18 protein-coding genes and 2 riboswitches are annotated in these 18,226 nt (G+C 67.9%); of the genes, 8 read left to right on the forward strand and 10 right to left on the reverse strand.

Annotated features, from left to right (window positions below; all coding sequences use genetic code 11):
* The first annotated feature begins 67 nt into the window (after positions 1-67).
* From H9654_RS05090 to H9654_RS05100, 3 genes are read left to right on the forward strand one after another with little or no spacing between them, the layout of a single operon-like run.
* On the forward strand, positions 68-628 hold the full coding sequence (locus tag H9654_RS05090; protein WP_042614483.1) for an L-threonylcarbamoyladenylate synthase type 1 TsaC: 561 nt from the start codon (positions 68-70) through the stop codon (positions 626-628).
* A gap of 39 nt (positions 629-667) precedes the next feature.
* The gene (locus H9654_RS05095; protein WP_191769514.1) at positions 668-1,372 is read left to right on the forward strand and encodes a DUF4124 domain-containing protein; all 705 of its coding nucleotides are present in this window, start codon (positions 668-670) and stop codon (positions 1,370-1,372) included.
* 29 nt (positions 1,373-1,401) lie between these two features.
* Positions 1,402-2,079: a hypothetical protein gene (locus H9654_RS05100; RefSeq protein ID WP_191769516.1), complete on the forward strand. Its 678-nt coding sequence runs from the start codon at positions 1,402-1,404 to the stop codon at positions 2,077-2,079.
* 6 nt (positions 2,080-2,085) lie between these two features.
* Here the strand turns inward: H9654_RS05100 and H9654_RS05105 are convergent, their stop codons facing one another.
* A complete protein-coding gene (locus H9654_RS05105) occupies positions 2,086-2,862 on the reverse strand; it encodes an SDR family oxidoreductase (RefSeq protein WP_191769517.1) in 777 nt (258 codons plus the stop codon).
* Between the two features lie 74 nt (positions 2,863-2,936).
* Between H9654_RS05105 and H9654_RS05110 the strand changes: the two genes are divergently transcribed.
* The gene (locus tag H9654_RS05110) at positions 2,937-3,152 is read left to right on the forward strand and encodes a hypothetical protein (RefSeq protein WP_191769519.1); all 216 of its coding nucleotides are present in this window, start codon (positions 2,937-2,939) and stop codon (positions 3,150-3,152) included.
* A 50-nt stretch (positions 3,153-3,202) separates the two neighbouring features.
* On the opposite strand, the gene sppA is transcribed toward H9654_RS05110, so the two are convergent.
* From sppA to H9654_RS05130, 4 genes are all read right to left on the reverse strand, one after another.
* The gene (gene sppA / locus H9654_RS05115) at positions 3,203-5,125 is read right to left on the reverse strand and encodes a signal peptide peptidase SppA (RefSeq protein WP_042614489.1); all 1,923 of its coding nucleotides are present in this window, start codon (positions 5,123-5,125) and stop codon (positions 3,203-3,205) included.
* A gap of 121 nt (positions 5,126-5,246) precedes the next feature.
* Positions 5,247-6,611, reverse strand: coding sequence for an MATE family efflux transporter (locus H9654_RS05120; protein WP_191769521.1), 1,365 nt, complete (start codon positions 6,609-6,611; stop codon positions 5,247-5,249).
* A gap of 180 nt (positions 6,612-6,791) precedes the next feature.
* A complete protein-coding gene (locus H9654_RS05125; protein ID WP_191769523.1) occupies positions 6,792-7,364 on the reverse strand; it encodes a DUF3106 domain-containing protein in 573 nt (190 codons plus the stop codon).
* Positions 7,357-8,358: a hypothetical protein gene (locus H9654_RS05130; protein ID WP_191769525.1), complete on the reverse strand. Its 1,002-nt coding sequence runs from the start codon at positions 8,356-8,358 to the stop codon at positions 7,357-7,359. The genes H9654_RS05125 and H9654_RS05130 overlap by 8 nt, the downstream gene beginning before the upstream one ends.
* 416 nt (positions 8,359-8,774) lie before the next feature.
* Between H9654_RS05130 and H9654_RS05135 the strand changes: the two genes are divergently transcribed.
* Complete coding sequence (locus H9654_RS05135) at positions 8,775-10,952, forward strand: primosomal protein N' (protein WP_191769527.1); 2,178 nt, start codon at positions 8,775-8,777, stop codon at positions 10,950-10,952.
* Positions 10,953-11,096: 144 nt separating this feature from the next.
* On the opposite strand, the gene H9654_RS05140 is transcribed toward H9654_RS05135, so the two are convergent.
* Entirely contained in the window at positions 11,097-11,717 is a 621-nt protein-coding gene (locus tag H9654_RS05140; RefSeq protein WP_191769529.1) for a glutathione S-transferase family protein, read from the reverse strand.
* A gap of 60 nt (positions 11,718-11,777) precedes the next feature.
* Positions 11,778-12,605: an NYN domain-containing protein gene (locus H9654_RS05145; RefSeq protein WP_191769531.1), complete on the reverse strand. Its 828-nt coding sequence runs from the start codon at positions 12,603-12,605 to the stop codon at positions 11,778-11,780.
* A 103-nt stretch (positions 12,606-12,708) separates the two neighbouring features.
* On the opposite strand from H9654_RS05145, the gene H9654_RS05150 reads away from it, so the two are divergent.
* A complete protein-coding gene (locus H9654_RS05150; RefSeq protein ID WP_191769533.1) occupies positions 12,709-13,992 on the forward strand; it encodes an NAD(P)/FAD-dependent oxidoreductase in 1,284 nt (427 codons plus the stop codon).
* A 33-nt stretch (positions 13,993-14,025) separates the two neighbouring features.
* Here the strand turns inward: H9654_RS05150 and H9654_RS05155 are convergent, their stop codons facing one another.
* Complete coding sequence (locus H9654_RS05155; RefSeq protein WP_101101371.1) at positions 14,026-14,289, reverse strand: GIY-YIG nuclease family protein; 264 nt, start codon at positions 14,287-14,289, stop codon at positions 14,026-14,028.
* A gap of 40 nt (positions 14,290-14,329) precedes the next feature.
* Positions 14,330-14,420: riboswitch (glycine riboswitch) on the forward strand.
* 12 nt (positions 14,421-14,432) lie between these two features.
* Positions 14,433-14,526, forward strand: a riboswitch (glycine riboswitch).
* Between the two features lie 81 nt (positions 14,527-14,607).
* On the opposite strand from H9654_RS05155, the gene H9654_RS05160 reads away from it, so the two are divergent.
* A complete protein-coding gene (locus H9654_RS05160) occupies positions 14,608-15,225 on the forward strand; it encodes a trimeric intracellular cation channel family protein (protein WP_101101491.1) in 618 nt (205 codons plus the stop codon).
* Positions 15,226-15,304: 79 nt separating this feature from the next.
* On the opposite strand, the gene H9654_RS05165 is transcribed toward H9654_RS05160, so the two are convergent.
* Positions 15,305-15,673: a DUF6984 family protein gene (locus tag H9654_RS05165; RefSeq protein ID WP_191769534.1), complete on the reverse strand. Its 369-nt coding sequence runs from the start codon at positions 15,671-15,673 to the stop codon at positions 15,305-15,307.
* 113 nt (positions 15,674-15,786) lie between these two features.
* Complete coding sequence (locus H9654_RS05170) at positions 15,787-16,881, reverse strand: 3-deoxy-7-phosphoheptulonate synthase (RefSeq protein WP_191769536.1); 1,095 nt, start codon at positions 16,879-16,881, stop codon at positions 15,787-15,789.
* 663 nt (positions 16,882-17,544) lie between these two features.
* Here H9654_RS05170 and H9654_RS05175 point away from each other — a divergent pair.
* A complete protein-coding gene (locus H9654_RS05175) occupies positions 17,545-17,955 on the forward strand; it encodes an HIT family protein (RefSeq protein ID WP_191769538.1) in 411 nt (136 codons plus the stop codon).
* Positions 17,956-18,226 lie beyond the last annotated feature (271 nt).

The raw sequence follows: 18,226 nt of genomic DNA on the forward strand, positions 1-18,226 counted from the left end.
GTGACGACCAACGGTCGTCACCCACCAGGCGCTACCGGTTTGCGCGTTGCAGGCGGATACTGGCGGCATGAAAGAACTCAACCTGATCAGTGCGGTGGCCAGCCTGCGCGCCGGCGGGGTCATCGCCTATCCCACCGAAGCGGTGTGGGGCCTGGGCTGCGACCCCGGCCATCAGATGGCGGTGCATGCCCTGCTCAAGCTCAAGCAGCGGCCGGTGGAGAAAGGCATGATCCTGGTCGCCGCCGAACTGCAGCAGCTGCAGGGCTGGGCGGTGCTGGACGCCTTGCCGGACGAACGACAGCGCGAAGTGCTGGCCAGCTGGCCTGGCGCCAACACCTGGATCCTGCCCGCCGGCCCCCGCGCCCCGAAGTGGGTCACCGGGGAGCACAGCGGGCTTGCCGTGCGCATCAGCGCGCACCCGCTGGTGGCAGCGCTGTGCCGGGCATGGGGCGGGCCGCTGGTGTCCACCAGCGCCAACCTGGCCGGCGAGCCGCCTGCACGCACCCGTGCCGAGTTGGACCCGCGCCTGCTGTCGCTGCTCGACGGCCTGCTGGATGGCGATACCGGCGGCCTGGCCCAGCCCACGCCGATCCGCGATGGCCTGAGCGGCAACGTACTGCGCTTCTGAGCCGCTGGCGCGGCCGCGCCGGATACCGCACGATGGGCCATGCGCGCATCCCCTGCCCTGCTGATCGTCCTGCTGCCGGCGCTAGCCATGGCGGCCCCGGCGCCGCCTGCCGCTGACAGCGTGCGGATCTACCGCTGCGTCGGCAGCGATGGTGCGGTCACATTGCAGGACAGCCCCTGCAGCAGCGGGCGACAGGAAGTGCGACAGATGCAGCGGCCGCAGGATCCCCCGCCGCGCCGTGCCAGCACCGACGATGTCGCCACGCCTGCCGCCAGCAGCGCGCAGGTGCAGCGCGAAATCCGCCATGTCTACGTGCGGCCGCCGCAGCCGATGTTCGAATGCGTGACCGAAGAGGGCCGGCGGTACCTGAGCGATAGCAACGAGGGCAATCCGCGTTGGGTGCCGCTGTGGACCAGCGCGTGGGTCGGCGGCGGGCACCGTCCGTGGCACGGCCCGGGCCAGCCCGGACTGCCGCCGATCCGCGCCGAAGGCCGCGGCAACGCAGGGCCCGGACAGCGGCCGCCGCATGGCATCGGCCACGGCATCAGTTTCCCGGCGGGCAACATCCTGGTGCGCGATACGTGCAACGCATTGCCCCCACAAGAGGTCTGTGCCCGCCTGCGTGACCAGCGCTGGGAGCTGGACCGACGCTACAACAGCGCCCTGCAGGGCGAGCGCCAGGCGATCACCCGCGAGCAGCGCGGCATCGACGCGCGCCTGGACCAGGACTGCGGCGGACGCTGATCGCGCGCCCGCGCCGCTACAATCAGCGGATGAAGACCTGGATCTGCCTGGCCGCGCTGGCGCTGCTGACCGCCCTGCCGGTGTCCGCCAACGAGGACATCGTGTTCCGCTGCACCGATGCCAATGCCAAGGTGACCGTGCAGGATGCGCCGTGTCCGTCCGGCACGGCGCAGATCATCCAGCGGCGTGGCGCGTCGAGCGCGTCCACGGCCTCCACCGCGCTGGGTGATTCGCCCGTACCCGCCGCGGCAGCAGTGCTGGACAGCGACCAGCTCGACGCGCCGGCAACCGGCGCCGCAGCCGGCAGCGGCGAGGCGATTCTGGACAGCGACGTGCTGCGCGCACGCGCCGTCGCCGATGCCAGCGCCGTGCCGGACCGGCCTCCACCGCCGGTGATTTTCCGTTGTACTTCCAGCGGCGGCGGCCAGTACTTCCACGAATACGAGGCCGCGCCGTCGCGCTGCACGGTGTTGCCGATCGCCGGCCTGGGCGGCGGCATCGCCCCCTACAACGCGGCCAGCTGCGAAGTCGTGCGCGATGCCTGCAGCGAAGTGGAGCTGGCGCAGCGCTGCGGTGCCTGGCAGCAACGAATGCGCGATGCACGCGGCCGCGAAAGCTTTGCAACCGCCGACGCCCAGCCAATGGCACGCGAGGAGCGCCTGCGCGTGCAGGCAGTGCTGGAAGCCAGCAGCTGCGCGGTGCCCTGACCCGGGTCAGAACCCGTAGCGCAGGAAGCCGCCGTCCACCGCGATGCACTCACCGGTGACATAGCTGGCGGCAGGCAGGCACAGGAAACCCACTGCGGAGGCGACCTCTTCCGGCTCACCGATGCGGCGCATCGGCGTGCGGTCGATCACCTGCTCGTAGTAATACGGGTCGGCCAGCGGCCCGGACGTGCGTCGGGTACGGATGTACCACGGCGCCACGGCATTCACCCGGATCCCGTCTTCGGCCCATTCGACGGCCAGATTGCGGGTCATCTGGTGCATGGCGGCCTTGGTCATGCCGTAGACCGCCCCGCTGCGCACGTGGGTCAGGCCGGACACGCTGCCGACGTTGACGATGGCCGAAGCGGCATGCCGTGCCAGCAGCGGATGCGCGTAGCGCGAGAGTTCGAAGGCCGAGAACAGGTTGGTCTCGAAGATGTTGCGCCATTCGTCTTCGGTGTAATCGATGGCTGGCCGGGTGATGTTGCCACCGGCATTGTTGACCAGGATATGCAGCCCGTCGGCATGGTCTTCGACCCAGTCCAGGATCTCACGCCGGTCTTCATCATCGGACACGTCGGCGGCCAGGGCATGGATCGCCTGTGCGGGGAACTCATCGGCGAGGTCGTCGCGGGCACTCTCCAGCATGTCGATATCGCGGCCCACGATCATCACGTCGGCACCGAAGCCGAGCAGTTCACGTGCGATCGCCAGGCCGATGCCGGCACTGGCTCCGGTGATGAGGGCGGTCTGTCCATCCAGCCGCCAGCGCTGCGCAGTCACGATCTTGAACTCCCATCCGGGCACTGCCCGTGTAACGATGCGGCAAGCATAGCGCCGTCGCCGGGAGATCTTCGATGCACCAGCTGAAAACCTTCGCCCTGATCATCACAGTGGCCTCGCTGGCCGCCTGCCAGCGCCCCGCGGTCCCGCCGCAGGACAAACCACCCGAGCCCCAGGCGCTGGCGCGCAACGTGCAGGCGCCACTGGAAAAAGCGCGCGGCGTGCAGCAGACGCTGGAGGATGCCGAACAGAAACGGCGCGCCCAGGAAGAGCGCGCCGAGAAGGAATGATCAGTGCCAGGTAGAGCCGACCGAGGTCGGCTGCTACCGTCTGAAGACGGTCAGAAACCGCAGAAGCAATAGGCAAGCGCTTTGACCGGGGTGCCCTTGCCCTGCTCGCGCGCGGCGTTCTGCACGAAGCGCAGCTGGGTATCCACTTCCGGCATCGTCCGCGCCAGCACCATCCGGCCAACGCCGGATTCGGCCAGCATCCAGGCACCGGCGTGGCTGCCGGCGAAACCGCCCAGGAACTGTGCGAACGGGGTAGCGGGTTTTTCGATGTAACGCACGCGGTACTTGTCATCGGCACCGAGCTTGGCCCGGCCCGCAGCGTCGGCCACGGCGTCCTTCAGGCCGCCGAAGGCATCGACCAGGCCGCGCTCCTTGGCCTGGGCACCGGACCAGACGCGGCCACGGGCCACTTCGTCCACGGCCTCGACCGGCTTCTTGCGCGCATCGGCCACGCGACCGGTGAAGTCCGCATAACCCTTGTCGATCACCGACTGGATCACCTGGCCCACGGCCGGGTCCAGCGGCTTGGTCATGTCGAACGCGCCGGCGAAACGGGTGGTGCCCACGCCGTCGGTATGCACGCCGATCTTGTCCAGCGCGCGCGCCACGTTCGGCACCATGCCGAAGATGCCGATCGAACCGGTGATGGTCGAGGCATCGGCATAGATGCGGTCGGCATTCATGCTGATCCAGTAGCCACCGGAGGCGGCCAGGTCACCCATCGACACCACCACCGGCTTGCCGGCGGCCTGCAGGGCCACCACTTCGCGGCGGATCTGCTCGGAGGCGAACACTTCGCCACCCGGCGAATCCACCCGCAGCACCACGGCCTTCACGTCATCGTCGTCGCGGGCTTCGCGCAGCAGCGCGGAGGTCGACTCGCCGCCGATGCGACCGGCCGGCAGGTCACCGCCGCTGATCTCGCCCGACGCCACCACCACGGCCACCTGCGGACGCGAATCCACCGGGCTGCGACGTGCATCGACCTGGCCCAGGTAGGCGCCCAGGTTGATGCTGCGGAAACCACCTTCGGCATCGCCGTCGGCCACGCCGCGTTCAACCATCAGGTCTTCGAACTCTTCGCGGGTCTTCAGCGCGGTGACCAGCTTCTGCTGCAGGGCGAACTTGGCCAGGTCACCGCCGGCGGCGGCCACGCCTTCCGGCAACGTATCGATGCCGGCGGCCAGCTGTGCCGGATCCAGCCGACGTGCCTTGGCGATGTCACCGAGGTAGCGCTGCCAGACATCGTTCATCCAGTACAGGTCCGCTTCCTTGGCCTGCGGCGATGCGGCGTCCAGCACGTACGGTTCGGCGGCGGACTTGTACTCGCCCACCTTGAACAGGTGCACGTCCACGCCCAGTTTGTCCTGCAGGCCGGTGCGGAAGTACTGGCGATAGCGGCCGAGGCCTTCCAGCAGCACCGCGCCCATCGGGTCCAGGTAGACCTCGTCGGCCTGTGCGGCCAGCAGGTACTGCGACTGGCCCATGCTTTCGCTGTAGGCCACCAGCTGCTTGCCGGACGCACGCAGCTGCTGCAGGGAAGCGGCGACTTCGCGCAGCGAGGCGAAGCCGGACGGCTGCAGCTTGTCCAGTTCCAGCACCACCCGCTCGATCTTCTTGTCCTCGCGCGCGGCGTCGATCGCCCGGATCAGATCGCGCAGCTGGATCTCTTCGGCACTGGTATCTCCCATCGCCTTGGCGAAAGCGCGGCTGACCGGATCAGCGCTGAACTGCTCCACCAGGCGGCCTTCCGGGGCGATCACCAGGGTGGTGCGGTCCTGCAGCGACTTGCTTGCGCCCGCACCCATGCCGGCCGCCACGACCAGCGCGACCAGGATGAAGAACAACAGGCCGAAGAACAGCACGTTGAGGATCAGCCGCCGCGTGAAGTTCATCACGTCCCACAGCCCGATGAAGAATGCCGCGATGGGATTGCGTCGCGCGGGGGGCAGCGGTGGCACGGTTTGGTTCATGGATTGCTCCGGTTGGCGTCTTGCCGTGGAAATTGCGGGATCAGCATAACGGGTGTGGTTGCCCGCAGCATCGGACACAAGTAAGGGTGCCGCCGTGAAGCGCGGCCGACGCTGCTGTCATTCAGGACAGCGCTGACTGGCCCACGCGCGCGCCACTGCGATGCAGGCGCCAGCCCATCAGGATGGCGGCGGCGGTCAGCCCGACGATCAGGCCGATCCACATGCCCTGCGGCCCCATGCCCAGCCCCAGGCCAAGTCCGGCACCGAGCGGCATGCCCAGCCCCCAGTACGCGAACATGGCGATGAACATCGGCACGCGGGTGTCTTTCAGCCCGCGCAGCGCGCCGGCCGACAGCACCTGGATGCCGTCGGGGAACTGGAAGGCAGCCGCGTACAACAGCAGCGTGGAGGCCAGCCCGGCAACCGCCAGGTCGTTGGTGTACACCCCGACGATGGCGTCGTGGCCCAACAACAGCGCCAGCGCCGACACTGTCTGCGTGCCCATGATGATCGCGTAGCCGGCCCACGCCGCGCGGCGCACGCCATGGCCATCGCCGCGCCCGACCGAATGGCCCACGCGCACGGTGGTGGCCTCGGCCACGCCCATCGGGATCATGAAGCACAGCTGGGCCACGTTGATCGCGATCTGGTGCGCGGCGGCCTCGTTGGCACCCAGCCGCCCGATCAGCAACGCGGTGACGATGAACAATCCCCCTTCCATCAGCACGGTGATGCCGATCGGCAGGCCGGTGCGCAGCAGGTCCCAGATGGCACGCCAGCGCGGGCCTTCGAAATGGCTGAACAACTGCAGGTGTTCAAAGCGCCGTGTCTTCCACAGATAAGCGCCGAAGCACAGCGCCTGCAGCCACATCATGACCGCCGAGGCGATGCCCAGGCCTTCGGCGCCCAGCTCCGGGAAACCCAGTCTGCCATTGGCCAGTACGTAGCCCATCGGCGCCAGCACCAGCAGCCCACCGAAGCCGATCAGCATGGTCGGCAGGGTCCAGTGCATGCCCTCGCTGAGATAACGCATGCAGAAGTACAGGGTCAGCGCCGGGCCGCCCCAGCGCACCGCATGCAGGAACGCGGTGGCGCCCGGCACGATATCCGGCGCGATGCCGAAGGCAGGCAACAGCGGCGGCACCACGCTGAGGAAGGTGAACATGATCAGGCCCAGGCCCAGCGCCAGCCACAGGGCCTGGCGGAACAACGGCCCGATTTCGCGCTCGCGGCCGGCGCCGTGCAGCTGCGATACCGACGCGGTGAGCGAGATAAGCGTCCCGATCGGGATCAGCATCGGCAGCCACAGCAGCGCGGTGCCGATGGTCACCGCCGCAAGCGTGTGGGTGCCGTGGTGGCCGGCAATCACGTTGTCGACGAAGGAGATCAGGCCGGTGGAGACATGGCCCAGGACGAGCGGCAGGGCAAGGATGCCGGTGGCGCGCACTTCTCGGCTGAAGCGCGGGGCAGGGGATGCGATGGACATGGTGCTGCAGAGGGTCGGCGACTACGGCTGCGCGCGAAGGGCACAGACACCGGGTTGCGGGGCGCCATCTTACCCGTTCCGGGGACATCGTGGCCGGCCCGGGGGGGCGACGACCGCTGCCCTGGTGGGTGACGACCGTTGGTCGTCACGCTTCTCCCGCCGGACCCGGGCAGCCTGACGCTAGCGCCCGACCTGCCGGGCCAGCCAGGCATCCCGCTGGGCCGGCGCCACGGACAGGAATTCGGTCCGCACCGCATCGCGCTCCTGCGGCGGCGTGCGCTGCGCGACCAGCGTCAGTTGCGACACCTGCGCCGGAGTCAGCTGCCGCAGCGTCGCCAGGGTGGCGTCGCGTTGGTTTTCCGGCACATAACCGAACATCCCCTGCAGCCGGCTGAAATGCTCGCCCAGCAGCGGCCCCAGGCGCCAGCCATCCCGGAATGCCTGGTCCTGCGCAGTGAACTGGTCACGCAGCTCCTGCTGCCTGGCGGGCGGCAGGGCCGCGAAACGCCCCGCGGCCTCGCGCACGCGCGCCCGCTCGGACTCGCTCATGGCCCGCCACGCCGCGTACTGGCTGCGGCGCTCGCGCTTCTGTTCCGCGCTGAGCTGCTGCCACGGCATGGCCACCGGGGCGGCGGGACTGCCGATGGCGCCCGGGCTTGCGGGCCCGGAGAGCGGCAGCGCGGTGCGGTCAGGGGCGCCGTGTGCCAGCCCGGCGGCGCCCAGCAACACCAGCGCGCATAGACGCTTATTCATCAGCCGCCGCCGTTTCCAGCGCGGCCGCCACCGGCTCCGGTCGGGTCGGTCTGGCCTGGGACTCATCGACGGGCAGCGGACCACCCGCGGCCGACCAGGCATGCAGGTCTGCGTCGGCGAGCAGCGGGAAATCCCGGTCTGCCAGCATGGCCGCATCTTCTGTCGCCATCGGATCGGCGGCGGCGGCGGCGACCTTCGGCGCATCGCCTTCCAAGGCTTCCACGGTGACCGGACCGGCCTCGCCCACCGCGCCTTCCGGGACGACGGCAGGTGCATCGGGTACCCGCCCCTGCCAGGCGCGCCATCCGAGCCCGGCCAGCAGCAGTACCAGCACGGTGCCGAGCAGGATCGCCGGCCCACGCCAACGACGTTGCTGCGAGGACCGACGGCGTGGCGGTGCCGAGGGCGTGTGCTGTTCGGCTGCGGGGGCGCGCCAGGTCTTGGGCGCATCGTCCTTCCTGCCCGCCGCCACCGGTTGCTGCAGTTCCTTCAGTCGCTGCGCGGGCAGTTCCCGTATCTGCTGCTGGACCTGCTCGGCCAGCCCCCGCCAGGCCTGGGCGTCGGGATTGCCTTGCCGGTCGCGTGGGCAGGCAGCGGCCAGTGCCTCCTGGTAACCGTCTACATCGGTATCCAGCAGGCGCGCGGCGGTGTCTTCATCCAGCCCGGCACCGATCCGCAGCAGCAGCGCCAGGCGGATCAGCGGCTCCAGGTTGCCCAGATGGGCCAACGGCCCCTCCCAGCGGCCGGTGGGGGTGTCGCGCAGTGCCTGCCGGGCCGCCAGCAGCGCCCAGAAGCGGGGTGGCCACTGGGCCATCGGCAGATCACTGGCCACTGCGGCGAACGCGCGCATGACCGCAACCAACGCCTGTTCTGCCCGCGCTCCGTCACCGGTCTGCAGCTCGGCGACCACCAGGGCACGGCGCTCGACGCCACGTAGAAATGCCGACAACGCACCGGCCGCAGTGGGGGATAAAGAGGCGGACGCTGCCGTCATCGGGGACTCCAGGAATTCACGCGGAATGATAGCCGCTACCAACCAGAGACGCCGAGGGCTTGCTACCGACAAGCGTTCGTGCTGCACGTTGTGCACAGCGTCAAGAAAACCTGGCCGCACTCATGCCCAAACCCCTCCCCCTTCATGTTTCAGCGGTATTTCACACCTAAGCAATTGATTTTAAATATAAATATTATGTGGCTATTTTTTGACCACGAGAACATCAAGGCTGTCGGCATCGGCACTTGCCGTGTTCCACCCTCGCTAACACACAGACTTATCCACAAAAGATGTGGATAACCCTGAATCTCCAATGCAGTCCGATATTTACCTCTTGTTTAGACTGTCTTCACTGAGGATCGACGCCCCTGAATGCGCGCTGCGGTGGTCCCGGACGGATCGGTACACTGCGCACCATGGAAGCTCCCCTGCCCACCCTGCGCATCGCCCTGCCGGTCCCGTTGCCGCAGTTGTTCGACTATCTGCCGCCAGACGGTGCTGCACCGGAAGCGGTCGTTGGCTGCCGGGTCCGGGTGCCGTTCGGCCCGCGCGAGCTGGTCGGGCTGGTGGTGGAACAGGGCAGCGCGGATCCGGCGTCCAGCCTGCGCCAAGCGCTTGCCTGGCTGGATTGCGCACCACTGCTGCAGGGCGAACTGTGGCAGAGCCTGCAATGGCTGGCACGCTACACCCACGCGCCACTGGGCGAAGTGCTGTCCACCGCCCTGCCCGGGCCGCTGCGGCACGGTGAGCCGCTTCCGGAAACCCACCACTGGGGCTGGCAGCTCACCGCCGCAGGGCACGAACAGCGGGGCAGCCTGCGCGCCGGCAGCCGACCACGGCAGCTGGCCGAACTGCTGGCCGAAGCGGTGGTCGACGAAGACGTGATCGCCGCGCGGATGGACGACTGGCGCGCGCCCGCGCGCAGCCTAGCCAAGCGGGGCCTGGCCGAGCGCGTGGCGCTGGCAGTGGCACCGCTGCAGGCCAGTCCACTGGGCGGCCCCACCCTGAACCCGGAGCAGGCCACCGCAGTGCAGGCGATCACCGCCGCGCAGGGTTTCGCCCCGCTCCTGCTGGACGGGGTAACCGGCAGTGGCAAGACCGAGGTCTATCTGCAGGCCATCATCCAGTGCCTGGCCCAGGGGCGGCAGGCCCTGGTGCTGGTGCCGGAAATCGGCCTCACCCCGCAGACCCTGGCGCGCTTCCGCGGCCGCTTGGGGATTGCCGTGCACGCCTTCCACTCCGGCCTCAACGACAACGAACGCGCGCGGGTCTGGGCGGCGGCATCGCGCGGCGAAGCGCGGGTGGTCGTCGGCACCCGCTCGGCGATCTTCATGCCGCTGCCGGAAGCCGGCCTGCTGATCGTCGATGAGGAACACGACAACAGCTACAAGCAGCAGGACGGCATCCGCTACCACGCGCGCGATTTCGCCCTGGTGCGGGCCAAGGCGCTGGGCATTCCGGTGGTGCTGGGCAGCGCCACTCCGGCCATGGAGACCCTGCACAATGCGCATGCCGGCCGCTTCGCCCACCTGCGCCTGAAGGTACGTGCCGGTGATGCGATGCCACCGCGCGTGCGCATCCTGGATGTACGCAAGCGACCGCTTCGTGACGGCCTGTCGCCGCAGGTACTGGAAGGCATCGCCGAGCACCTGCGCAACGGACAGCAGGTGCTGGTCTTCAAGAACCGCCGTGGCTATGCACCGGTACTGCTGTGCCACGACTGCGGTTGGACTGCGCCTTGCCAGCGCTGCGATGCGCCGATGACCGTGCATGGCGCGGGCCGCCGCCTGCAGTGCCACCACTGCGGCGCGCGGCAGGCCGCCCCGCTGGCCTGCCCGGCCTGCGCCAGCCTGGCGCTGCAGCCGCAGGGGATCGGCACGGAGCGGCTGGAGGAACACTTGGTACAGGCGTTCCCGGACGTGCCGGTGCTGCGCATCGACCGCAGCACCACTTCGCGCCGCGATGCGCTGGAACAACAGCTGGCCCGGCTCGGCGACCAGCCCGGCATCCTGGTCGGCACGCAGATCCTGGCCAAGGGCCACGACCTGCCCAAGCTGACCCTGGTGGTGGTGGTGGGCATCGACGAAGGATTGTTCTCTTCGGATTTCCGCGCGACCGAGAAACTGGCCCAGCAGTTGATCCAGGTGGCCGGCCGCGCCGGGCGCGCGCGCGATCCCGGCGAGGTCTGGCTGCAGACCCACCATCCTGGCCACCCGCTGCTGGAAACCCTGGTCAACGGCGGTTACCACCCGTTCGCCGCGGCCGAACTCAACCAGCGCCAGGCCGCCGGCTTCCCGCCGTTCGCGCATCTGGCGCTGCTGCGCGCCGAAGCGCAGCAGGTCGAACATGCCAATGCGTTCCTGCTCGCCGTGCGTGCGCTGGTGGGCGAACAGCCGCACCTGGAAGCGTTCGGGCCGATGCCCGCGCCGATGCCACGGCGGGCGGGCTACCAGCGTACCCAGCTGCTGCTGTCCAGCGCGCAGCGCCCCGCGCTGCATGCCGTGCTGGATCATGTGGCGCCCTTGCTGCAGGGCTTGCCGGAGGCCCGCAGGGTGCGCTGGTCGCTGGATGTGGATCCGGTGGATCTGTACTGACCGGGCACCGGTAGTGACGGCCGCTGGCCGTCAATCCCCACGCCGCTGCGCTCGCCGAGCATGGCTCGGCGCTACCCCGCCATCGTTGATGACGGTCCTCCTTTGGGAGCGACGGCCGCTGGCCGTCGATCCCGCCTGCGAACCTCAGCTCATCCCGGTCATCACGCCGCGCTGGTATGCCGGGCGTTCGCGCAGGCGCGCATACCAGTCCGCCAGGTAGGGGAGGTCCGGGCGCTGGATCGGCATCTCGAACCAGGCATACACCAGCGCACCCAACGGAATATCCCCCATCGCGAAGCGGTCGCCGGACAACCACGGCTGTTTCGACAGCTCGGTATCGGCCATCGCCAGCAGATCGCCGGCCTTGACCAACGCGGCATTGATGCGGACCTCATCGCGATCCGCCGGTGCGGTACGCATCACGCCCCAGATCAGCTCGCTGTACAGCGGCGCCATCCGCGAGGTGGTCCAGTCCATCCACTTTTCACCGCGCGCGCGCTCGGCCGCATCTTCCGGGTACAGCGTGCCCAGCGCATAACGCGCGGACAGATAGCGCACGATCGCATTGGATTCCCACAGCGGCAGGCCGTTGTCTTCGATCGCCGGTACCAGCCCGTTGGGATTCATCGCCTGGTAGTCGGCGGCCTGGGTGCCGCCGAAGCTGCCGCCGACTTCGATCGACTCATACGCCAGTCCGATTTCTTCAGCACACCAAAGCACCTTGCGCACGTTGCTGGAATTGCGGCGGCCCCAGATCTTCAGCATGTGGTTTTCCTTGCAGGCAAACGTGCGCCGGCGTGGCGCGGGACCGCTACGATACGCCGGTCAGCCTACCGTGGTGTTGCCGGTCTTGGCGGCCCTTTTGGTTGCCTGCTTGGCCACCGGCTTCTTCGCCAGCGCCCGCACGTACGACGATTTGCCGTCCTTTTTCATCTCGAACAGGCCGATGGCCGCCAGCAGGTCGCTGAGCTTGCCGTAGCCATAGTTGCGCGGATCGAACGAGGCCTGGTTGCCGATCTGGCTGCCCACCGGCCCCAGGTGCGACCAGCCGTCCTCGCCTTCGGCCGAGGCCACCGCACGACGCAGCAGGTTGACCAGCTTGGTATCGCTGCGCATTTCCGCACCGGTCTTGCGCGGCCGTGCTTCGCTGCCCGCCTCGCCGGTCTCACCCGTGCTCGCGCCTTCGGGATGGGCATCCGGCGCACTGGCGTGGGCCTGCCCCAATGCTTCCAGGTAGGTGAATTTCGAGCACGCGTTGACGAACGGATCCGGTGTCTTCTTCTCGCCGAAGCCATACACCTTGACCCCGTCGGTGAGCAGGCGCATCACCAGCGGAGTGAAGTCGGCATCGCTGGACACGATGGCGAACCCATCCAGGTTGCGCGCGTACAGCAGGTCCATCGCATCGATCACCATCGCCATGTCCGATGCATTCTTGCCGCGGCTGTAGGCGAACTGCTGGATCGGACGGATCGCATACTCGTGCAGCACCGCTTCCCAGCCCTTCAGGCTGGGACTTTTCCAGTTGCCGTAGGCGCGACGGACGTTGGCCACGCCGTGCCGGGCCACTTCGGCCAGCACCTCTTCGATCTTCGACGCGGGCGCGTTGTCGGCGTCGATCAACAGGGCAATGCGCTTTTCCGGCTCGGACATACCTGCTCCAGGCTGACGATGGTGTGCGGACAGTATGTTCCACACCGGCAGCAGCCCGTGTGACATGCGATCATCCCAACGCCCCCCTACTGGAGCCACGCGAATGACGCGCGAGCGCACCCCCCACCTGGTCATCGTCGGCGGTGGTTTCGCCGGCCTCTGGGCGACCCGCGCCCTGGCCAGCGAGCGCATCCGTATCACCCTGGTCGATCGCCGCAACCATCATCTGTTCCAGCCGCTGCTGTACCAGGTCGCCACTGCGGGCCTGTCCGCCCCGGACATCGCCGCCCCGCTGCGGCATATCCTCGGCCACCAGCGCAACGTGGAAGTACGGCTGGGCGAAGTCACCCGCATCGACAAGCAGGCGCGCAGCGTGCAATTGGTCGATGGCACATCACTGGAGTACGACACCCTGCTGCTGGCCAGCGGCGCCACCCATGCCTATTTCGGCCACGACGAATGGGCCAAGGATGCGCCCGGCCTGAAAACGCTGGATGACGCCATTGCCTTGCGCCGCAAGCTGCTGCTGGCGTTCGAGCGCGCCGAGGCCGAGCCGGACCCGGAAAAGAAAGCCGCGTGGCTGAGTTTCGCGGTGGTCGGCGGGGGTCCCACCGGCGTGGAACTGGCCGGAACCCTGGCCGAGATCGCCCGGCATACGCTGCGCAACGAGTTCCGCCACATCGACCCGGCGTCGGCCAGGGTGCGGCTGGTGGAAGCCGGGCCGCGGGTGCTGTCCACCTTCCCCGACGTGCTTTCGCTGAAGGCGCGCCGGCAGCTGGAAAAGCTGGGCGTGGAAGTACTGACCGGCACGCCGGTGACCTCCATCGACAGCCTGGGCTTCCAGCTGGGCGAACAGTTCGTCCCCGCGCGCACCGTGGTCTGGGCCGCGGGCGTGGCCGCATCGCCGCTCGGCGCCACGCTGGATGTCGCGCTCGACCGCGCCGGACGCGTGCTGGTACAGCCCGACCTGACCCTGCCCGGCCACCCGGAGCTGTTCGTGGCCGGCGATCTTGCCGCCCTGACCCAGGCCGATGGTCGGCCGGTGCCCGGCGTGGCACCGGCCGCCAAGCAGATGGGCAAGCACGTGGCAGACACCCTCCGTGCGCGCCTGCACGGCAAGCCGGTGCCGGGTCCGTTCAAGTACGCCGACTACGGCAACCTGGCCACCATCGGGCGCATGGCCGCGATCGTGCACCTGGGCAAACTGCAGCTGTCCGGCGTGCTCGCCTGGTGGTTCTGGCTGGCCGCCCACGTGTTCTTCCTGATCGGCTTCCGCAACCGGATGGTCGTGCTGCTGAACTGGGCGGTGGCGTACTGGAGCTACCAGCGCAGCGCGCGGATCATCTTCGGCGACGTGAAACCGCCGAAGGACCCAACGCGCGGGTGACCGCACACACCCGCTGCGCTCGCCGAGGCGGCGTTACAGCGCTTCGCTCAACCACGCCAGCTTGCGCGCACGTGGCTGCTTTTTAAGCTGCCACTCCGCGCGCGAGGCTTCGGCGCGGTCCGGGTACTGGCGCACCGCAAGGATCTGCAGCGGTGGGCGGGCACGGGTATAGCGCGCGCCCTTGCCGGCCTGGTGGGCGGCAAAGCGCGCCTGCACATCGGTGCTGATGCCTGCGTAATAGCTGCCGTCCCGGCATTCGAGCAGGTACAGGAACCAGGGCGTGTCGGGGCGGGCCATGCCCTGATTATCGCCCAACCGCCGCCAGCGGCTACACTACGTGCCGGATGCAGGAGAGTGGTGCCACGCTGGCACCCGCCGAAGGCGCAGGCTCCCATGATCGCTCAGGCCGGTGGAATGGCATTCCACCAACCATGTATCCGAATCGCCGAGCTGGAGAGAGATCCGCAGGGATCCGCCGAAGGGGCACGCGGGCACGCCCGCTGAACTCTCAGGCAAAAGGACAGCGGGAGCGGCACCGGTCACCTTCGTACGGCGATGCACCTGCATCGGCGCTGCGTGCTGCGTGGCCGGCCCCACCGCATCCGGAGCCTGCCCATGTTGTTGTCCATCATCTACCTGATCGCCATTTCCGCCGAAGCCATGACCGGCGCGCTGTCTGCCGGCCGCCGCCGCATGGACCTGTTCGGCGTGGTGATGATCGCCTGCGTCACCGCCCTTGGCGGCGGATCGCTGCGCGACATCATCCTCGGCCACTATCCGCTGGCCTGGGTGAAGCATCCCGAGTACCTCGGCTTCACCGTGTGTGCCGCGCTGATCGCCACCTGGGTGGCGCGCTGGATGCATCATTTCCGCCGCACCTTCCTGGTGCTGGACGGGCTGGGCCTGATCGCCTTCACCCTGATCGGCTGCGCGATCGCCCGCGATGGCGGCCATGCCACGCCGATCGTGCTGATCGCCGGCATGCTGACCGGCGCCTTCGGTGGCGTGCTGCGCGACATCCTGTGCAACGAAGTACCACTGATTTTCCAGAAGGAGCTGTACGCGATCATTTCGCTGCTGACCGGCGCGGCCTACCTGCTGCTGCTGCACTGGAACGTGGCCGACACCACCGCCATCCTGTGCTGCCTGGCTGGCGGCTTCGCACTGCGTCTGCTGGCGATCCATTACCGCTGGGAAATGCCGAAGTTCGTGTATCACGACGAAGTGCATTGAGAACGGGTAGTGACGGCGGGCTGATGGTGAGCCAGCTGTTGACCCTGTACACCACGCCGGCCAGCCTGGCCCGAACGACCTACACCGCGTACGTCGCCTCATCCCACTTGGGCGCCCGCACCGCCTCGTCGTCCCAGCGGATGATCTCCAGCTGCAGCAACCGGCCGTCTTCATCGGCGAACAGGATGATGCTCAGCGCCTCGCCATCGGCGTCGGGCACCTCGATGTCCACCGGATAGGGATGATCGCCGGGCGGCGTTGGACGCGCGTGGCCGGCCAGCACGAAGCCCACCAGCAACGTGCTTTCATCCACCGCCATCGCAACGCCCGCATCCGCGCGCAGCTGCGCTGCCGGGTCGGCGGGCAACACAGCGGCGACGGCCTCGATCAACAGGCGTTCGTGCGCATGCAGGGTGCGTAATGGACTGGCGATGTCATGGGATTGCATGCCCTGCAGGATACGCGTGTTGGTGTGCAGCGCACTTGCCTCGGCAGCGCCGCGCCATGCTCGGCGTCACCTGCTGACAACCGTTGAATCCCAGGAAGAAATCCGCCCCCCGCTCAGGCGGCTTCGGTTTCCACTTCCTCGGCGAGCGCCGCGATTGCTTCACGGCGTGCGCGCACGGCAGCGGCCAGTCGTTCCAGCACCACCTCAGTGGTCGCCCAGTCGATGCAGCCATCGGTGATGCTCTGGCCATGCACCAGCGGCTGGCCTTCCACCAGTTCCTGGCGTCCGCCGACCAGGTTGCTTTCGATCATCACTCCGACGATGCGCTGTTCGCCGCCGGCCATCTGCACGGCGATGTCCTCGATCACCTTCGGCTGGTTGTCCGGGTTCTTCAGGCTGTTGGCATGGCTGGCATCGACCATCAGGCGCGTCGGCAGCTTGGCCTTGGCCAGTACCTGGCAGGCATCGGCGATGCTGGCCGCATCGTAGTTCGGCTGCTTGCCGCCGCGCAGGATCACATGGCAGTCCGGGTTGCCGGCGGTGGCCACGATGGCGGTATCGCCCTGCTTGGTCACCGACAGGAAATGATGCGGATTGGTCGCCGCGCCCACCGCGTCGGCGGCGATCTTGATATTGCCGTCGGTGCCGTTCTTGAAGCCCACCGGGCACGACAGGCCCGAGGCCAGTTCGCGATGCACCTGGCTTTCGGTGGTACGTGCACCAATCGCGCCCCAGGCCACCAGGTCGGCGATGTACTGCGGCGAGATCACGTCCAGGAACTCAACGCCGGCCGGCAGGCCGAGCTTGTTGATGTCGCGCAGCAGGCCACGCGCGATGCGCAGGCCCTTGTTGATGTTGAAGCTGCCATCCAGGTCCGGATCGTTGATCAGGCCCTTCCAGCCCACCGTGGTGCGCGGCTTTTCAAAGTACACGCGCATGACGATTTCCAGTTCGCCGGCCAGCGCATCGCGCAGGGGCTTGAGCTTCTGGGCGTACTCGATGGCCGCGGCCGGGTCGTGGATCGAACACGGCCCGACCACCACCGCCAGGCGGTCATCGGTTCCGTGCAGGATGGCGTGCAGCGCCGCGCGCGAGGCACTGACCGTATCGGATGCTTCATCGTCGCAGGGCAGCATCGCCAGCAGCTGCGCCGGCGGGGTCAGGGGTTCGATCTTGCGGATGCGGAGGTCGTCGGTATGGGGGGGCATGGCGGGGGTCTCTCGAACGTGTGGGGGTCCCCAGCGTGGCGGCAACAAAAAAGCCGCCAGGGTCGCTGGCGGCTTTCGGGAATGCGGCTGAAGGGCTTCTTCAGGGTGAACGCAGTCCTTCCTCCGCCGGTGGCTTCGGAAAGTAATACCAAAAGTACGAGTTGGCGTGACGTGCGTTCATTGGGGAGTATTGATAACACAGGGTCTCAGGGCTGCCAACTGTTACATCGGCAACTGCGGAAAAGGTTCAGCAACCTATTTCACCACGACATGGCGCCGCACCGGAGGCGTCGATGGCTTTGCAGCTTTCCTGATGGCCCCGCTCATGGGAAATACGCATCCTGTCCCTGCGGACGACAAGGCCCGCCGGGATTGGCATCCCGATTTGAGTAACCCCCCCGCACTCTGCCCATGCTTGGCGTAAGGACAGAGAATGCACCGTACTGCTACCCGGTTCATGGTGGACGGTGCGCGGGGATCATTGATCCGCCGGTCAATCTGGGGGGTGCTCAGCCGGTATGCCAACCCGCACCGTCTGCCACCTTGCTCCGGCACAGGTGGCTCCTCGGCGTGGTCGGCAGCAACCCGAACGACGGCCACATGCTCGCAAAGTCTCCTACGGCGCGCAGGGGCTCTCACGCCGCCTCTTCATGGACTGTATCGATGCCACATTGCGTTGTCTGCGCCATCGCCTCCGGCCAGCTGGAGGCACATGTCGTTTTCGAGAATCAGCACATCGTTTGTTTCCTGGATCACATGCCGATCAACGAGGGCCACGTCCTCCTTTGTCCGCGTGAGCATCATGCTGATCTGACCGACCTGCCCGACGGACTTCTAGCCGAACTCATGCTTGCGGCCAAAGCACTGGCAAACAAGCTGCAGGGTTGCCTGAAGTGCGATGGCGTGTCACTGCTGCAGAACAACGGCCGGTTCAATGAATTGGGCCACTTCCACCTGCATCTGTTTCCCCGGTTCCAGGGCGATGGATTTTCCTGGGTGTCTCGCGGCAGCCGCCTTGCAAGCCGCGAAGCGCTGGCGCGAGTGCATGACCTTCTGCGGAACGCAGGCGAGTGAGGGGCGAAAGGCAGCATCGCAATGCCTGAACGGAGAGCCGCCGAGCATGGCTCGGCGCTACCGGATCACGTGGCGCCGCCGTTGGTAGCGCCGAGCCATGCTCGGCGAGCGCGAAGCGCGGCGGGTTTCCGGCATCGCGATGCCGGAACGGAGAGTCAACAGCGTGACGACCAACGGTCGTCACCCACCACGAGCAGCGGTCGTCACCCCCCACGACCAACGGTCATCACCCACCGCAGCGTGCCCACAAAAAACCCCGCCGTTTCCGGCG

Source organism: Stenotrophomonas lacuserhaii (assembly GCF_014836545.1).
Classification (GTDB): Bacteria; Pseudomonadota; Gammaproteobacteria; order Xanthomonadales; family Xanthomonadaceae; genus Stenotrophomonas; species Stenotrophomonas lacuserhaii.